The 12609-nt window shown below is 65.2% G+C and carries 16 protein-coding genes; 14 read left to right on the top strand and 2 right to left on the bottom strand.

Annotated features, from left to right (window positions below; genetic code table 11):
• Positions 1-2 precede the first annotated feature (2 nt).
• From hisH to AR323_RS06450, 13 genes are all read left to right on the top strand, one after another.
• Complete coding sequence (gene hisH, locus AR323_RS06515; RefSeq protein WP_057883115.1) at positions 3-632, top strand: imidazole glycerol phosphate synthase subunit HisH; 630 nt, start codon at positions 3-5, stop codon at positions 630-632.
• Positions 629-1357 (top strand): 1-(5-phosphoribosyl)-5-[(5-phosphoribosylamino)methylideneamino]imidazole-4-carboxamide isomerase, encoded by a 729-nt coding sequence (gene hisA, locus AR323_RS06510; protein ID WP_057883212.1) that lies wholly within the window; start codon positions 629-631, stop codon positions 1355-1357. Before hisH ends, hisA begins: the two co-directional genes overlap by 4 nt.
• Entirely contained in the window at positions 1354-2112 is a 759-nt protein-coding gene (gene hisF, locus AR323_RS06505; RefSeq protein WP_057883114.1) for an imidazole glycerol phosphate synthase subunit HisF, read from the top strand. Before hisA ends, hisF begins: the two co-directional genes overlap by 4 nt.
• Positions 2113-2383: 271 nt before the next feature.
• Positions 2384-2701 carry a phosphoribosyl-ATP diphosphatase gene (locus AR323_RS06500; RefSeq protein ID WP_057883113.1) on the top strand — a complete coding sequence of 106 codons (318 nt, stop codon included), beginning with the start codon at positions 2384-2386 and terminating at the stop codon, positions 2699-2701.
• Positions 2701-3075, top strand: a complete 375-nt coding sequence (locus tag AR323_RS06495) for a histidine triad nucleotide-binding protein (protein ID WP_057883112.1) — start codon at positions 2701-2703, stop codon at positions 3073-3075. The genes AR323_RS06500 and AR323_RS06495 overlap by 1 nt, the downstream gene beginning before the upstream one ends.
• 64 nt (positions 3076-3139) lie before the next feature.
• Positions 3140-3607, top strand: a complete 468-nt coding sequence (locus tag AR323_RS06490; RefSeq protein WP_057883111.1) for a YbgC/FadM family acyl-CoA thioesterase — start codon at positions 3140-3142, stop codon at positions 3605-3607.
• A complete protein-coding gene (tolQ, locus tag AR323_RS06485; RefSeq protein ID WP_057883110.1) occupies positions 3604-4314 on the top strand; it encodes a protein TolQ in 711 nt (236 codons plus the stop codon). Before AR323_RS06490 ends, tolQ begins: the two co-directional genes overlap by 4 nt.
• On the top strand, positions 4314-4757 hold the full coding sequence (locus AR323_RS06480; protein ID WP_057883109.1) for an ExbD/TolR family protein: 444 nt from the start codon (positions 4314-4316) through the stop codon (positions 4755-4757). Before tolQ ends, AR323_RS06480 begins: the two co-directional genes overlap by 1 nt.
• A 10-nt stretch (positions 4758-4767) precedes the next feature.
• Positions 4768-5625, top strand: coding sequence for a hypothetical protein (locus AR323_RS06475; RefSeq protein ID WP_057883108.1), 858 nt, complete (start codon positions 4768-4770; stop codon positions 5623-5625).
• Positions 5622-6998: a Tol-Pal system beta propeller repeat protein TolB gene (gene tolB, locus AR323_RS06470; protein WP_057883107.1), complete on the top strand. Its 1377-nt coding sequence runs from the start codon at positions 5622-5624 to the stop codon at positions 6996-6998. Before AR323_RS06475 ends, tolB begins: the two co-directional genes overlap by 4 nt.
• A 55-nt stretch (positions 6999-7053) precedes the next feature.
• A complete protein-coding gene (pal, locus tag AR323_RS06465) occupies positions 7054-7569 on the top strand; it encodes a peptidoglycan-associated lipoprotein Pal (RefSeq protein ID WP_057883106.1) in 516 nt (171 codons plus the stop codon).
• Positions 7570-7851: 282 nt separating this feature from the next.
• Entirely contained in the window at positions 7852-8385 is a 534-nt protein-coding gene (locus AR323_RS06455; RefSeq protein WP_057883104.1) for a J domain-containing protein, read from the top strand.
• A 125-nt stretch (positions 8386-8510) separates the two neighbouring features.
• Entirely contained in the window at positions 8511-8984 is a 474-nt protein-coding gene (locus AR323_RS06450) for an SRPBCC family protein (RefSeq protein ID WP_057883103.1), read from the top strand.
• Between the two features lie 27 nt (positions 8985-9011).
• On the opposite strand, the gene AR323_RS06445 is transcribed toward AR323_RS06450, so the two are convergent.
• A complete protein-coding gene (locus AR323_RS06445) occupies positions 9012-10316 on the bottom strand; it encodes a cystathionine gamma-synthase family protein (RefSeq protein ID WP_057883102.1) in 1305 nt (434 codons plus the stop codon).
• Positions 10317-10459: 143 nt separating this feature from the next.
• A complete protein-coding gene (locus AR323_RS06440) occupies positions 10460-11875 on the bottom strand; it encodes an SLC13 family permease (RefSeq protein WP_057883101.1) in 1416 nt (471 codons plus the stop codon).
• Positions 11876-11978: 103 nt separating this feature from the next.
• On the opposite strand from AR323_RS06440, the gene AR323_RS06435 reads away from it, so the two are divergent.
• Entirely contained in the window at positions 11979-12608 is a 630-nt protein-coding gene (locus tag AR323_RS06435) for a hypothetical protein (protein WP_152980308.1), read from the top strand.
• Position 12609: the final 1 nt, after the last annotated feature.

Genomic DNA, 12609 nt, shown 5'->3' with positions numbered 1-12609 from the left:
CGATGGCGGAAGCTATCGCCCTGATCGATTACGGCGCGGGCAACCTTCACTCGGTCCACAATGCGCTGCAGGCGGCTGGAGCGGGTCACGTCCATGTGACCGCCGATCCGGCGATCGTCCGCGGCGCACGGCGCATCGTGCTGCCGGGCGTCGGATCGTTCAAGGCCTGCGCGAACGGTCTGAAGGCGATACCGGGCCTTGTCGAAGCACTGGAGGATCGGGTGATCCACGCGGGCGTGCCGTTCCTCGGCATCTGCGTCGGAATGCAACTCCTCGCCACGCGTGGAAAGGAGCACGGCACCACCAAGGGGCTTGGCTGGATTGCGGGCGAAGTGCGGGCAATCGAAAGCACGGATCCGGCGATCAAGGTGCCGCACATGGGCTGGAACGACGTGATGCCCATGCCGCATCGCGACGGCGCGCAACTGGTCGAGCAGGGCGAGGCCTATTTCCTCCACTCGTATCATTTCGCGGTCGCCGAAGGGCGCGATGTGGCCGCGATGACCGATCACGGTGGCGGCCTGGTCGCGGCGGTCGCGCGCGACAATATCCTGGGCGTGCAATTCCATCCCGAAAAGAGCCAGGCCTACGGGCTGGGTTTGCTCGCGCGCTTCCTCGAGTGGAAGCCGTGATCGTTTTCCCGGCGATCGACCTCAAGGGCGGCGAAGTCGTCCGGCTGGCCGAAGGCGACATGGCACGCGCCACCGTTTACGGCGACGATCCCGCCGCGCAGGCGCTGTTGTTCGCCGAGGCGGGTGCCGAGCACCTCCATGTGGTGGACCTGGACGGTTCGTTCGCCGGTCGGGCTGAAAACCGTACCGCCGTCGAAGGCATCATCGCCGCGTTCCCCGGATACGTCCAACTCGGCGGCGGTATCCGCAACCGTGAGGCGGTCGAGGGCTGGTTCGATCTTGGCGTGGCTCGCGTGGTGATGGGTTCGGCCGCGCTCAAGGACCCTGAATTCGTGAAGGACATGGCCCGAGAATTTCCCGGCGGCATCGTTGTCGCGGTCGATGCGAAAGACGGCATGGTCGCGACCGAAGGCTGGGCGGACGTGTCCGACGTTCCGGTGGCGGACCTGGCCCGCCGGTTCGAAGACGCCGGGGTCGCGAGCCTGCTTTTCACCGACATCGGCCGGGACGGGCTACTGAAGGGTGTGAACATCGACGCGACACTCGACCTCGCGCGCCGGGTGGACATTCCGGTGATCGCCAGCGGCGGGGTGAAGGGACTCGACGACATCCACATCCTGTCGCTTCATGCGAACGAAGGGATCGAAGGCGTGATCACGGGACGAGCGCTGTACGAAGGGCGGCTCGATCTCGTCGCGGCGATCGCGATGGCGGGGCGGGCATGACCGTCCGCATCCGCGTCATCCCCTGCCTTGACGTGCGCGACGGGCGCGTGGTGAAGGGCGTGAACTTCGTCGACCTGAAGGATGCCGGCGATCCGGTCGAGCAGGCGCAGGCCTACGACCGGGCCGGGGCCGACGAGCTGTGCTTCCTCGACATTTCCGCCAGCCACGAAGGGCGCGGGACGCTGCTCGACGTGGTGCGACGGACGGCCGAGGTCTGTTTCATGCCGCTTACGGTCGGCGGCGGGGTGCGTTCGGTGGAGGATGCGCGCGCGCTGCTGCTAGCCGGGGCGGACAAGATCGCGGTCAATTCGGCGGCGGTGGCGCGGCCCGAACTGGTGGGCGAGATCGCCGCCCGGTTCGGCAGCCAGTGCGTCGTCGCCAGCATCGATGCGCGGCGCAGCGGGGCGGGCTGGCAGATCTTTACCCACGGGGGGCGCAAGCCGACGCACCTAGACGCGTTCGAGCACGCGGTGAAGCTGGCGGAACTCGGCGCCGGCGAACTGCTCGTCACCTCGATGGACGGAGACGGCACGCAGGGCGGATATGACCTGGCTCTGACGCGCGAGATCGCCGACGCGGTCAGCGTTCCGGTGATCGCGAGTGGCGGGGTGGGTACGCTCCAACACTTGGTGGAGGGTGTAACCGAGGGCCACGCGAGCGCCGTCCTTGCTGCGTCGATCTTCCATTTCGGCACGCACACCATCGCGGAAGCCCACGAAGCCTTGCGCGCAGCGGGACTTCCGGCGCGCGCCTGACCGTCCCGACGCGGGACGCGGCAAATTGATCGGTTGCTCGCAAGCGATTGAGAGTGCTGACGAAATGCGTGGTCCGCGCTTCATTCATTCTTTGCCTGATGGTTTCGTCCAGCCCCGCGCTGGCGGCAAACGAAGGGTTTGCAGAACCGTCGAATCTCCCCCTTTTCGGCTTGGGAGTGTTGGGTGTCATAATCGGTCGCCAGTCCTCGCGAGGGCGACGCGATTGACGGGCACTTGACCGGCACGGGCCGTAACCGCCAATGCGGACGGAATGGATACTCTCTCCCGGCTCGAACAGACGATCGCAGGGCGGCTCACGACCGGTGATGCTGCGGACAGCTACGTCGCTCACCTCAAGGCGCGCGGGCTTCCGGTGATTGCACGCAAGGTGGGCGAGGAAGCGATCGAGACTGTTACCGCCGCGCTGGCCGGCACTAACGACGAATTGACTGGCGAAGCGGCCGACCTGCTGTTCCATCTTCTCGTCCTTTTGGCGGCGAAGAATGTGCCGCTTGCCGACGTCCTCGCGGAGCTCGACCGGCGGGAAGGCACTTCGGGCCACGACGAAAAAGCCAGCCGGAGCACCTGATGCCGATCGATCCCACGCTGCCCTATGACGACGCCAACATCTTCGCCCGGATACTGCGCGGCGAATTGCCTTCGAAGAAGGTCTACGAGGACGAGTGGGCGCTGGCGTTCGACGACATCGCGCCCCAGGCGCCGGTTCACATCCTGGTGATCCCCAAGGGCAGCTATGTGAGCTGGGACGACTTTTCGGCCCAGGCGTCGGATGCGGAGATCGCGGGATTTGCCCGTGCGGTCGGGCAGATCGCACGCGATGCGGGGCTGGTCGAACCGGGTTACCGGGTGCTTTACAATGTCGGCCTGCACGGCGGGCAGGAGATACCGCACCTCCATGCGCACATCTTCGGCGGCCGCCCGCTGGGGAGGATGATCGGATGAATTTCCCGGTTTGATCCCACTGCGCTTGCCACGCGAGTCGCCCGTCCGCTAAGCGCCGCCTCGCATGACTGCCAACCCTTCATCGCCGGCCCCCAACCCTCCAGGCGGAGTGATCGACGGGTCGCGCCACCTGTTCGCGGTGCGCGCGTACTACGAAGACACGGACTTGTCGGGTATCGTCTATCACGCCAACTACCTGCGCTGGTTCGAGCGTGCGCGCAGCGATCTGGTGCGGATGCTGGGGATCGACCAGCGCGTTGCGGTGGAAGGAGGAGAAGGCGCCTATGCGGTCGCCGATCTCCACATTCGTTACGCGCGTCCCGCACGGCTGGACGACACGGTGGTGATCGAAAGCCGCTGCCTAGAATTGGGCGCGGCCAGCGTGCGGATTCATCAGCGGGCAATGCGCGATGATGAACTGATTGCTGAACAGACCGTCAGGGTAGGATTCATCGATCCGCAGGGCCGACCGCGCCGCCAGCCGGCCGCGTGGCGCGCGGCTTTCACCCAGTTCGCAGAAGGAACCGAATGACCGACCTGCTTTTCCTTGCCGCCGCCACGCCGGAGCTTCCCGGACGGCTCGATCCGCTGCGCCTGTTCCTCGATGCCGACATCGTCGTCCAAGCGGTGATGCTGGGACTGCTTCTCGCCAGCGTCTGGGTCTGGATGATCATCGTCGGGTTCTCGATGCGCATCGCCGCCGTGCGGCGTCGGTGCCGCGAATACGAGACGGATTTCTGGGAGGCCGACAGCTTCGAGACGCTGATGAAGGAGCGGGGCAAGAAGGACATCGCCAGCGCGCGCGTGGCCGCTGCCGCCATGCGCGAATGGCGAGCATCGGTGAAGGGCGGCCGCGTCGCCGATCGCGACGGGCTGCGTCAGCGTCTCGCAGGCGCGATGCACGGCCAGATCGCCACCGAGGCGGACGAATTGTCCAACCGGCTCAATTTCCTCGCGACGGTGGGGTCGGTCGCGCCCTTCGTGGGTCTGTTCGGCACCGTCTGGGGCATCATGAACAGCTTCTTCCAAATCGGGCAGCAGCAGAATTCGTCGCTCGCGGTGGTCGCTCCCGGCATTTCAGAAGCGCTGTTCGCGACGGCGATCGGCCTGTTCGCGGCGATTCCCGCCGTGATCGCTTACAACCGGTTCGGCCACGCGGTGAACTCGGTAGAATCGCGTCTCCATCGCTTCGCCGACCGGTTTCATGCGAGCCTCAGCCGCGAGATCGAGACGCTCTGATGGCGATGGGATTGCACCGCGCGGGCGCTCGCGGAGGCAGCCGCAGTCGGACGCCGATGGCGGAGATCAACGTCACGCCGTTCGTCGACGTGATGCTGGTGCTGCTGATCATCTTCATGGTCACCGCGCCGCTGCTCAACGCCGGCGTTCCGGTGGAACTGCCCGACAGCCGCGCCAATCCGCTCGATCAGACGCCGGATCAGGTAACCATCTCGATCGACCGCGAGGGGTACATCTACATCGACGAGACGCAGGTTGCCGAAGGTGGCTTGGCGCAGGCGCTGGACGATTTGCGCACCGGCGGGGAAACGCCGCCGCAGGTGACGCTGCGAGCCGATCGGGCGCTCGATTATGGGCGGGTGATGGCCGTGATGGGCGAACTCAACCGCGGCGGGTTCAATTCGATCAGCCTGGTCACCAACAGTTCAGTTTCGGCACCATAGCCCGATTACGATGGTTTTCGAGAACCTCAGACGCGAAGAGCGCATCGGTCTCGGCATCGCTGTGGTGCTGCATATAGGGCTGGGCGCGGCGTTCCTGGTCCAGTCGACGAACCGCGAAGCCGTGCCGCCGGTCGAAAAGATGACGGTCAATCTTGCCACCGACGTCGGGCTCGAAGCAACCGCGCCCGATCCGGTTTCCGAAAGCGCAGCGGCGATCGCGCCCACCCTTGCGCCGGAACCGGCGGCGGCAGTCGAATCTGCAGTCCAGCCGTTGCCTGAACCTCCCACGCCGCGACCTGTCCCGCGCGCGACCGCAGCACCGCGACCCGAGCCGCCGACGCCGCGTCCTGCGGCGCGGGCCACGCAATCGCCGCGGCCCCAGCCGGCACGCGCGGCGAGCGAAGCCCGTCGCCGTCCCGATGCCCCTGCGAGCCGCGAGCGCGCGGCGCCGAGGCCTGCGGGCGGTAGCCGTATCGGAGCCGACTTCCTGCCCGGAGCCGGAGACAGCACGACGACCCGCGAAACCCGCGTTCCCGCCAGCCAGATCGGCGCGAGCGCCAAGGCGTCGCTGGTCCAGGCTATCGCGCGAGAGATCAAGCCGAAGTGGTCGCCTCCCGACGGACCGGACGTGAACGAGATCACGACCTATCTGCGGTTCCGCCTCAATCCCGACGGTAGCTTGGCCGGAAGACCCGAACTGATCCGCCAGACAGGGATCAATGACGTGAACCGCGCGCAAGCCGGTCGCCACGCCGAGCAGGCGATCCGCGCCGTGCAACTCGCGGCCCCGTTCGATTTGCCGGAAGAATACTACGAGGCATGGAAGCTCGTCAGCCCATTCAGTTTCGATTGGAAGCTATCGCAATGACCAAGACATTCCTCGCCCTGCTTTTGCTTTCGACCGCGATCCCAGCGGCGGCGCAGGACCTGGGGCAGAAGCCGCCCGAAACCGTCCCGGTCGAAACCACCGAAGAAGAGGGCTTGTCGGGGTCGGTTAGTTTCGAAGGCAATCTCGAGGATCTCGGGATCGCGATCCCGGCCTTTGCTACCGACCGCAATGCGCCGACCGCGGCGAATTCGGCCGGCACGGCAGCACTCGGGCGCGAGCTGGCGCAGGTGGTGTTCAACGACCTGCGCAACAACGGCCTGTTCAAACCGACCGGTCCCGGCTCACTCCCGGTCCCGAGCTATCCCGAGATCACCAACCCGGCCTGGGCCACCTGGACGAGCCGCGGAAGCGAGATGCTGGTCAAGGGATACGTGCGCGGCGGGGAGGACGGACGGCTCACGGTCGGCTGCTATCTCTACGACGTCGCTTTGCAGAAGGAACTGGCGCGCGCTGGCTGGGTGGTGCCGCCGGTCGACTGGCGCCGCGCCGCGCACAAGTGCGCCGACCTGGTCTATTCGCGGCTGTCGGGCGAGAGTCCGTTCTTCGACAGCCGGATCGCATACATCGCCGAAACCGGACCGAAGGATAATCGGGTCAAGCGCCTCGCGATCATGGATTCGGACGGGGCGAACCACCGCTTTATCACCAATGGACGCGCCACCGCGCTGACCCCGCGTTACTCGCCGGATTACCGCAAGCTGCTCTATCTCAGCTACGTCGACGGGAATCCGCGCATCTACAGCTACGATATCGGGACCGGGCGCCAGACGCTGATCACGCAGAGCCGTAACCCCACGTTCGCGCCGCGCTGGTCGCCGGACGGACGCTGGGTGCTCTATTCCATGGCGGTCAACGGCAACACCGACATCTATCGCGTTTCGGCCGAGGGCGGTGCGAGCACACGGCTGACCGATACGCCCGGCATCGACATCGGCGGTTCGTTTTCGCCCGACGGACGTCAGATCGTGTTCGAAAGCGACCGGTCCGGTGGTCAGCAGTGCTATGTCATGAACGCCGACGGATCGAACCAGCGCCGCATCAGTTTCGGAGGCGGGCGCTGCGCCACGCCCGAATGGAGCCCGCGCGGCGACCAGATCGCGTTCACCAACGCCAGCACGTTCAATATCTCGGTCATGTCGCCTTCGGGCGGCGGGGTGCGCACGCTCACCAACGGTTGGCAGGACGAGGCGCCGACCTGGGCGCCCAACGGCCGCGTGATCCAGTTCTTCCGGACCGAGCGCAATTCGGGCCGAACGGGCCTCTACCAGATCGATCTGACGGGAAAGAACGAGCGCCGACTGGCGACGCCGGCCGATGGATCGGACCCCGCATGGGGACCCATCCTGCCGTGAATGCATTCGGGTTTCAGGTGGGTCGCACCGCTTAAGGCTATCTAGGAGAGTTGATATGAACCGCCGCATCCTTGTCACCGCGTTGCTCGCGGGCACCGCTGCGCTGTCGGCCTGCAAGAAGGAGCCGCCGGCTTCGCTGCCGCCCGAACCCCAGCCGACGATGACCAGCACGCCGGGCGACAACATGAGCGGCGGCATCGCGCAACCGGGAAGCCAGGCGCATTTCGAGCAGGGCGTTAACGGCCAGAATGTGATCTACTTCGAAACCGATCGCTACAACGTCGACAGCACCGATGCAGCCGCGCTTCAGACGCAGGCGCAATATCTCGGCCAGTATCCGCAGGTCTCGATCACTATCGAGGGTCACGCCGACGAGCGCGGCACGCGCGAATACAACTTGGCCCTGGGTGAGCGGCGTGCGAACGCGGCGAAGAACTATCTGACCTCGCTGGGCGTCGCCGCCAGTCGGATCAGTGTCGTCAGTTATGGCAAGGAACGCCCCATCGCTCTGGGTTCGAACGAGCAGGCCTGGGCGCAGAACCGCCGCGCGGTCTCGGTCGTCGTTAATTAGCGCGGAAGCAAAGTGGGAAGCGTGGGGAAGTCCGGCAGGTCTATCCCCACCACCGTCGGCACGGGCGACCCATGGTCGCTCCGATGCCCGCCAATCGACGACGCGTTCAACGCAAGCGCCACCAGCGCGAGCGCGCTCGCTGAGGCGGACATGATCAATTGAGGGCTCGGCTTCGGCATGACGGGTTTCATTTAGGGACTTTCATATTGCAGTGCAACAAAGTTCCTAAGGAACCGTTCCCTTGGCTTTCATTCTCTCCGCAAGCCACCTAGGTAGCCAGGCATGGTTGGCGCGCGCAGATCGGTCGATTGGGGCTTTCCCCGCTGGCGTGGCTACGGCTCGTCGCGCGAAGCAACGACCGTGCGCCTGTGCGATCGGCACGGCTGCGACGATCCGGGCAACTGTCCCGCACCCAAAAGTCCGAACAGCCCCGAACGGTGGCATTTCTGCCAAAAGCACGCCGCCGAATATAATTCGAAGTGGGATTATTTCGAAGGGCTGTCGAAGGAAGAAGCGGCGGAGCGGGCGGCGAACGAGCAGCGCGACAATGCCGGTTATGCCGAAGCCTCGCACTACGGCTGGGCCGGCAGCGGCGACGGCAGCCGCTCGGCTGACGAGATGCGCGCGCTCGAGGCCCTGGACTTGGAATCGGACGCCGATTTTACCACTATCAAGAAGGCTTATCGCGAACTCGCGAAGAAGGTTCACCCCGACGTCGCGCCCGGCGACAAGGCCGCGGCGGCCGAATTCCAGAAGATCCAGATCGCCTACGAAGTCCTCCGCCAGGCCGAGGAACGGCGCGAGTGGAAGGGCTAGCGGGGGCAGGCTAACCCTTTGGCAATCCGTCGAACATATTCTGGCTTGAAGGGCCAGGAAGAGACGAAGTGTTCGGATTGTTTAAGCGGAAGGGGGATGCCACAGTTCCCGATGAACCCATCCAAATGTCCGTTTCAATCGAAATCGAGAAGGCGGCGGACGATGTTTACGCGCTCCTCGATTTCGGTGACGAACGTCATCAACTGCGTGCACGGGGCAGCGAAATCCGCGAGATATCAGGCGATCCGCTGACATACCGCCTTTGGTACGACCTTACGCCAGATATGAACTACCTCTTCACGGTAACCGAAGCGGTGCCTGGCCGATCCTATGCCTATAGCGCCTCGATCGTGCCTCAGATCGGTCTGCGGACGGGCTCACACGAAGCTTATGCAATCGAGCCGATCTCGAGCGGTTCGTGCCGCCTCACTATCGTGAACACGATTCACCATGCTCCCGGGATGAACCGCCGTCAGTTGGACGCCGAAATCGCGAAGTCGTCGCAAGCGGTCGCGAGCTCGCTGACCAAACTCAAAATTCAAGCGGAAAAGGGCGTCGAAGCGGTCGAGGAGTTCGAGCGGCAACTCGGTCACCGCTGACCCCTCCTCGACCGGCTTCGGTAAGGCTCAAACCGCGTCGAGCGCCTGCGCGAAGTCCGCGATCAGGTCGTCGGCGTCCTCGATCCCGATGCTGATCCGCACCAGGTTGTCGGTGATCCCCAGCGCGCTCTTGCGGGCGTCGGGGACCGACAGGTGCGTCATCGAGGCGGGGTGGCTGGCGAGCGTCTCGGTACCGCCCAGGCTGACCGCCAGCTTGGCGATGGTCAGCGCGTCGAGGAAGCGGAAGCACTCGGCTTCTCCGCCCTTGATGAACAGCGAGAACGTGCTGCCCGCGCCGGTGCAGTGGCGTAGGTATATGTCCTGCTGGCGCGGATCGTCGATCATGCCGAGGTAGCCGAGGCCGTCCACCTTGGGGTGGCTCGCGAGGTACTCGCAGACCTTCGCCGCGTTCTCGCCCGCACGGCTCATGCGCAGTTCGACCGTCTCGAGGCTGCGCACGAGCATCCAGGCGGTGTTGGGATCGGCGATGCCGCCCATCGTGTTGCGCAGCATCCGCACGGGCGTCAGCCACTTCGTCGCGCCGGACACGCTGCCGGCGACGAGGTCGGAGTGGCCGCCGACGTACTTGGTCAGCGAATAAACGATGAGATCCGCGCCGTGGTCGATCGGCTTCGACCAGAGCGGACCGAGGAACGTGTTGTCGATCGCGATTGGACATTCGGTGCCGAGCAGAGCGTTGCGCGCATCGCGCACCGCCTCAACGTCGACTAGCGCATTGGTCGGGTTGGCGGGGCTTTCCAGATAGATCATCGCGACCTTGCCGCCGTTCGCCTCAGCCTGGGCCTTGGCCTTGGCCATGACCGCGTCGAGCTCGTCGCGACCCGCGCCTGCCGGGAAATCGATGTAAGTCACCCCGAAGCGGCTCATGTGCTTGGCAACGAAGCCTTCGCTTGCGGCATAAAGCGGGCCCGAGTGGACGATCACGTCGCCGCTCGAGCACAATGCCAGCATCAGCACGCAGATCGCGGTCATGCCGCTCGAGAAGCACAGCGATTCCTCTGCGCCGTCCCAGATCGCCAGGCGTTCTTCCAGGATTTGCTGGTTCGGCCCGTTGAACCGCGAATAAACGAGGCCCTCGGTACCGCCGGGACGCTTGCCGGTGATGCCCTCGAAATGGTGCTTGCCCGCTGCCGCGTTCTCGAACGCGAACGTGCTGGTCAGGAACATCGGCGGCTTGAGGCTGCCTTCCGAAAGCTGCGGATCGTAGCCTGCGCCCATCATCAGTGTGGCCGGCGACAGTTCGCGGTTGCCGATGCGGGTAAGGGTGGGCTTGGGCTTGCGGCCTTCGGACGGCTTGCGGGTATCGGACATGGTCTGCCTCGTTTTCCAAACGCTCCCAGGGAGGCGGGAGCCGATGGGACGAGAAGCCGGGGCGCTCGCGCCCTAACCTCCGCAGGACGCATCTCCGCCGGCTCGCCGGACGGGCGGGCCGTTACCGCGTGGCGAAGATGATTTCAACCGTAACCAAGCACCGTGTGCATGGTCCAGATGACGCCCACGATGAGCAGTGCTCCCAATACGTCGAGCCAAAACCCGGCGGCGATCATCCGTTTTAGGGTGATATGCCCGGTCGCCCAGGCGAGCGCATTCGGTCCCGTGCCCGCTGGCAACATGAAGCCCCAGCTTGCGGCGATCGCGGCAGGCAGGGCGATCAGCAGCGGGTCCGCGCTCATCGACGGGGCGAGCGCGGCGACCACCGGCATGATCCCGCTTGCCGTGGCGATGTTGCTTGCGAATTCGGTGATCACGATGATGAAAGCGACTACCACCAGGACCAGAACGAACGGCGGCAGGCTGGCCAACGGCAGGAGAGCTTGGCCCAGCCACTCGGCAAGGCCGCTGGCGGTCATGCCCATGGCGAGCGCAAGGCCCCCGCCGAACATCAGCACGACGTCCCACGGCGCTCGGTTTGCTTCGGGCCAAGTCAGCATCGGGCGCCCGGTGCCGTCCGGCAGCAGGAACATGGCGAGGCCCGCGGCGGCTGCGATCGTGCCATCGGTCAGCCCGCCTTTCGGCAGGAGAGGTTCGGTCCATGGCTGGGTGATCCAGGCGAGCATCGCGAGCACGACGACCACCATGAGGCGCCTCTCCGCAGTCGACCAGGCACCGCCGTCCGTGGCGATCGACGCGCGGGCGGCGACCGGATCGAATGAAGAATCCGCAATCCGCTGCACGCGCGCGATAAGAAATGCCGCGAGCGGAATGGCGATCGCAACGAGCGGGAGGGCGAACAGGCTCCACTCAAGGAAGCTGATCTTCACGCCCAGCGCCTGCTCGATCAGGCCCGCGCCGATCACGTTGGTCGGCGTACCGATCATCGTGCCGAGGCCGCCGATCGATGCAGCGAACGCTATCCCCATCGGGAGCGCACCGGCAAAACCGCCGGTGTCGGTCGTCTTGACGCCGCCGGCGGCGAGCATGGCCACCGCCATTGGCATCATGATGAGGGCCGAAGACGTGTTCGAGATCATCATCGAGAGCAGCGCGGTCGCGCACATCACCCCCAACAGGAGCTGCCACGATTTAGGCCCCGTCATCCCCATGATCCACAGCGCCAGTCGCTTATGAAGCCCCGTTCGCTCGATCGCGAGCGCGAGGAACGCGCCGCCGATGAAGATGAATATGATCGGAGAGTAATAGGCGGCTGCGGTCTTGTTGGCGTCGGCCACTCCGGCGAGCGGCAGGACGATAAAGGGCAGGAGTGCCGTAGCATAAAGCGGGATCGCCTCGGTCATCCACCAAGCGGCCATCCACATGACGAGGCCCGCGGCAGTCCACGCCTCGCGGCTCATGCCGCCGGGGGGAGGCAGGACTACGGTGAGCAGGAAGAGGACCAGTCCGGCCACCAGGCCGATGCGGCGTGTTGTCATGGTTGCGGCATTCTCCCCCTGTCGCCGGGTCTAGCGAAACCTTAAGCGGAGGCAACCGCGCGGTTCAGTGCGTTGCAATCGGATGGGGGGCAATGTCGGCACCATGAAGCAGTATATAGCGCCCTTCGCTCTGTTCGCTGCAATTGCCGCACCCATAGCCTACGCGGCGGCGCAGCCAGCCGAAGCGTGGCGCATCGGGCCGGTGATCCGGGGCAAGAACTACTCGGTCGGTATCTCCGGTACGTTGCGGGAAGGACCCCAGGGACCATGGTTTCAGTTTCCTACCGAGGGGCGCGGCCACATTCACTATGTGACCCTGAATACGGGCCCGATCGAAGGCGCACGGCAGATCACTGTGCGTTACCGTATCGATGCGGCGCCAGAGACGAAGTTCGTGGCGCATGAATTCGGGCGCCCAGGAAATTTTGGCCTCGCGTTTCAGCGCACCGGAGACAATTGGACCGCACGCGGGCGATACGACACCTATCGCTGGTACTCACCATCGATCCTGCCGCTGCGACCAGGCGTGCATACCTTTACCGCCCGGCTTGACGACCCCCGCTGGATCAGCGTGGGCTATCGTCCGGCTGCGAACGACCCTCAGGCCTTTACCGCAGCACTTTCGCAAACGGAGAGCGTCAGCATGACGTTCGGGGCGGAGGGTGGCCGGGGGCACGGCGTCTATTCCACCGCGCCCGCCAGGTTCACATTACTCGATTTCCGGATGGAGTGAG

The organism is Tsuneonella troitsensis (genome assembly GCF_001441535.1).
Classification (GTDB): Bacteria; Pseudomonadota; Alphaproteobacteria; order Sphingomonadales; family Sphingomonadaceae; genus Tsuneonella; species Tsuneonella troitsensis.
Note: the sequence above shows the minus strand (reverse complement) of the source record. Positions and strands in the feature narration are given on the sequence as shown.

What these genes read in the sequence shown, in the direction of transcription:
- hisH (WP_057883115.1), top strand. Translation starts at nt 3, where the DNA reads ATGGCGGAAGCTATCGCCCTGATCGATTACGGCGCGGGCAACCTTCAC.
- hisF (WP_057883114.1), top strand. Translation starts at nt 1,354, where the DNA reads ATGACCGTCCGCATCCGCGTCATCCCCTGCCTTGACGTGCGCGACGGG.
- AR323_RS06500 (WP_057883113.1), top strand. Translation starts at nt 2,384, where the DNA reads ATGGATACTCTCTCCCGGCTCGAACAGACGATCGCAGGGCGGCTCACG.
- AR323_RS06495 (WP_057883112.1), top strand. Translation starts at nt 2,701, where the DNA reads ATGCCGATCGATCCCACGCTGCCCTATGACGACGCCAACATCTTCGCC.
- AR323_RS06490 (WP_057883111.1), top strand. Translation starts at nt 3,140, where the DNA reads ATGACTGCCAACCCTTCATCGCCGGCCCCCAACCCTCCAGGCGGAGTG.
- tolQ (WP_057883110.1), top strand. Translation starts at nt 3,604, where the DNA reads ATGACCGACCTGCTTTTCCTTGCCGCCGCCACGCCGGAGCTTCCCGGA.
- AR323_RS06480 (WP_057883109.1), top strand. Translation starts at nt 4,314, where the DNA reads ATGGCGATGGGATTGCACCGCGCGGGCGCTCGCGGAGGCAGCCGCAGT.
- AR323_RS06475 (WP_057883108.1), top strand. Translation starts at nt 4,768, where the DNA reads ATGGTTTTCGAGAACCTCAGACGCGAAGAGCGCATCGGTCTCGGCATC.
- tolB (WP_057883107.1), top strand. Translation starts at nt 5,622, where the DNA reads ATGACCAAGACATTCCTCGCCCTGCTTTTGCTTTCGACCGCGATCCCA.
- pal (WP_057883106.1), top strand. Translation starts at nt 7,054, where the DNA reads ATGAACCGCCGCATCCTTGTCACCGCGTTGCTCGCGGGCACCGCTGCG.
- AR323_RS06455 (WP_057883104.1), top strand. Translation starts at nt 7,852, where the DNA reads ATGGTTGGCGCGCGCAGATCGGTCGATTGGGGCTTTCCCCGCTGGCGT.
- AR323_RS06450 (WP_057883103.1), top strand. Translation starts at nt 8,511, where the DNA reads ATGTCCGTTTCAATCGAAATCGAGAAGGCGGCGGACGATGTTTACGCG.
- AR323_RS06445 (WP_057883102.1), bottom strand. Translation starts at nt 10,316, where the DNA reads ATGTCCGATACCCGCAAGCCGTCCGAAGGCCGCAAGCCCAAGCCCACC.
- AR323_RS06440 (WP_057883101.1), bottom strand. Translation starts at nt 11,875, where the DNA reads ATGACAACACGCCGCATCGGCCTGGTGGCCGGACTGGTCCTCTTCCTG.
- AR323_RS06435 (WP_152980308.1), top strand. Translation starts at nt 11,979, where the DNA reads ATGAAGCAGTATATAGCGCCCTTCGCTCTGTTCGCTGCAATTGCCGCA.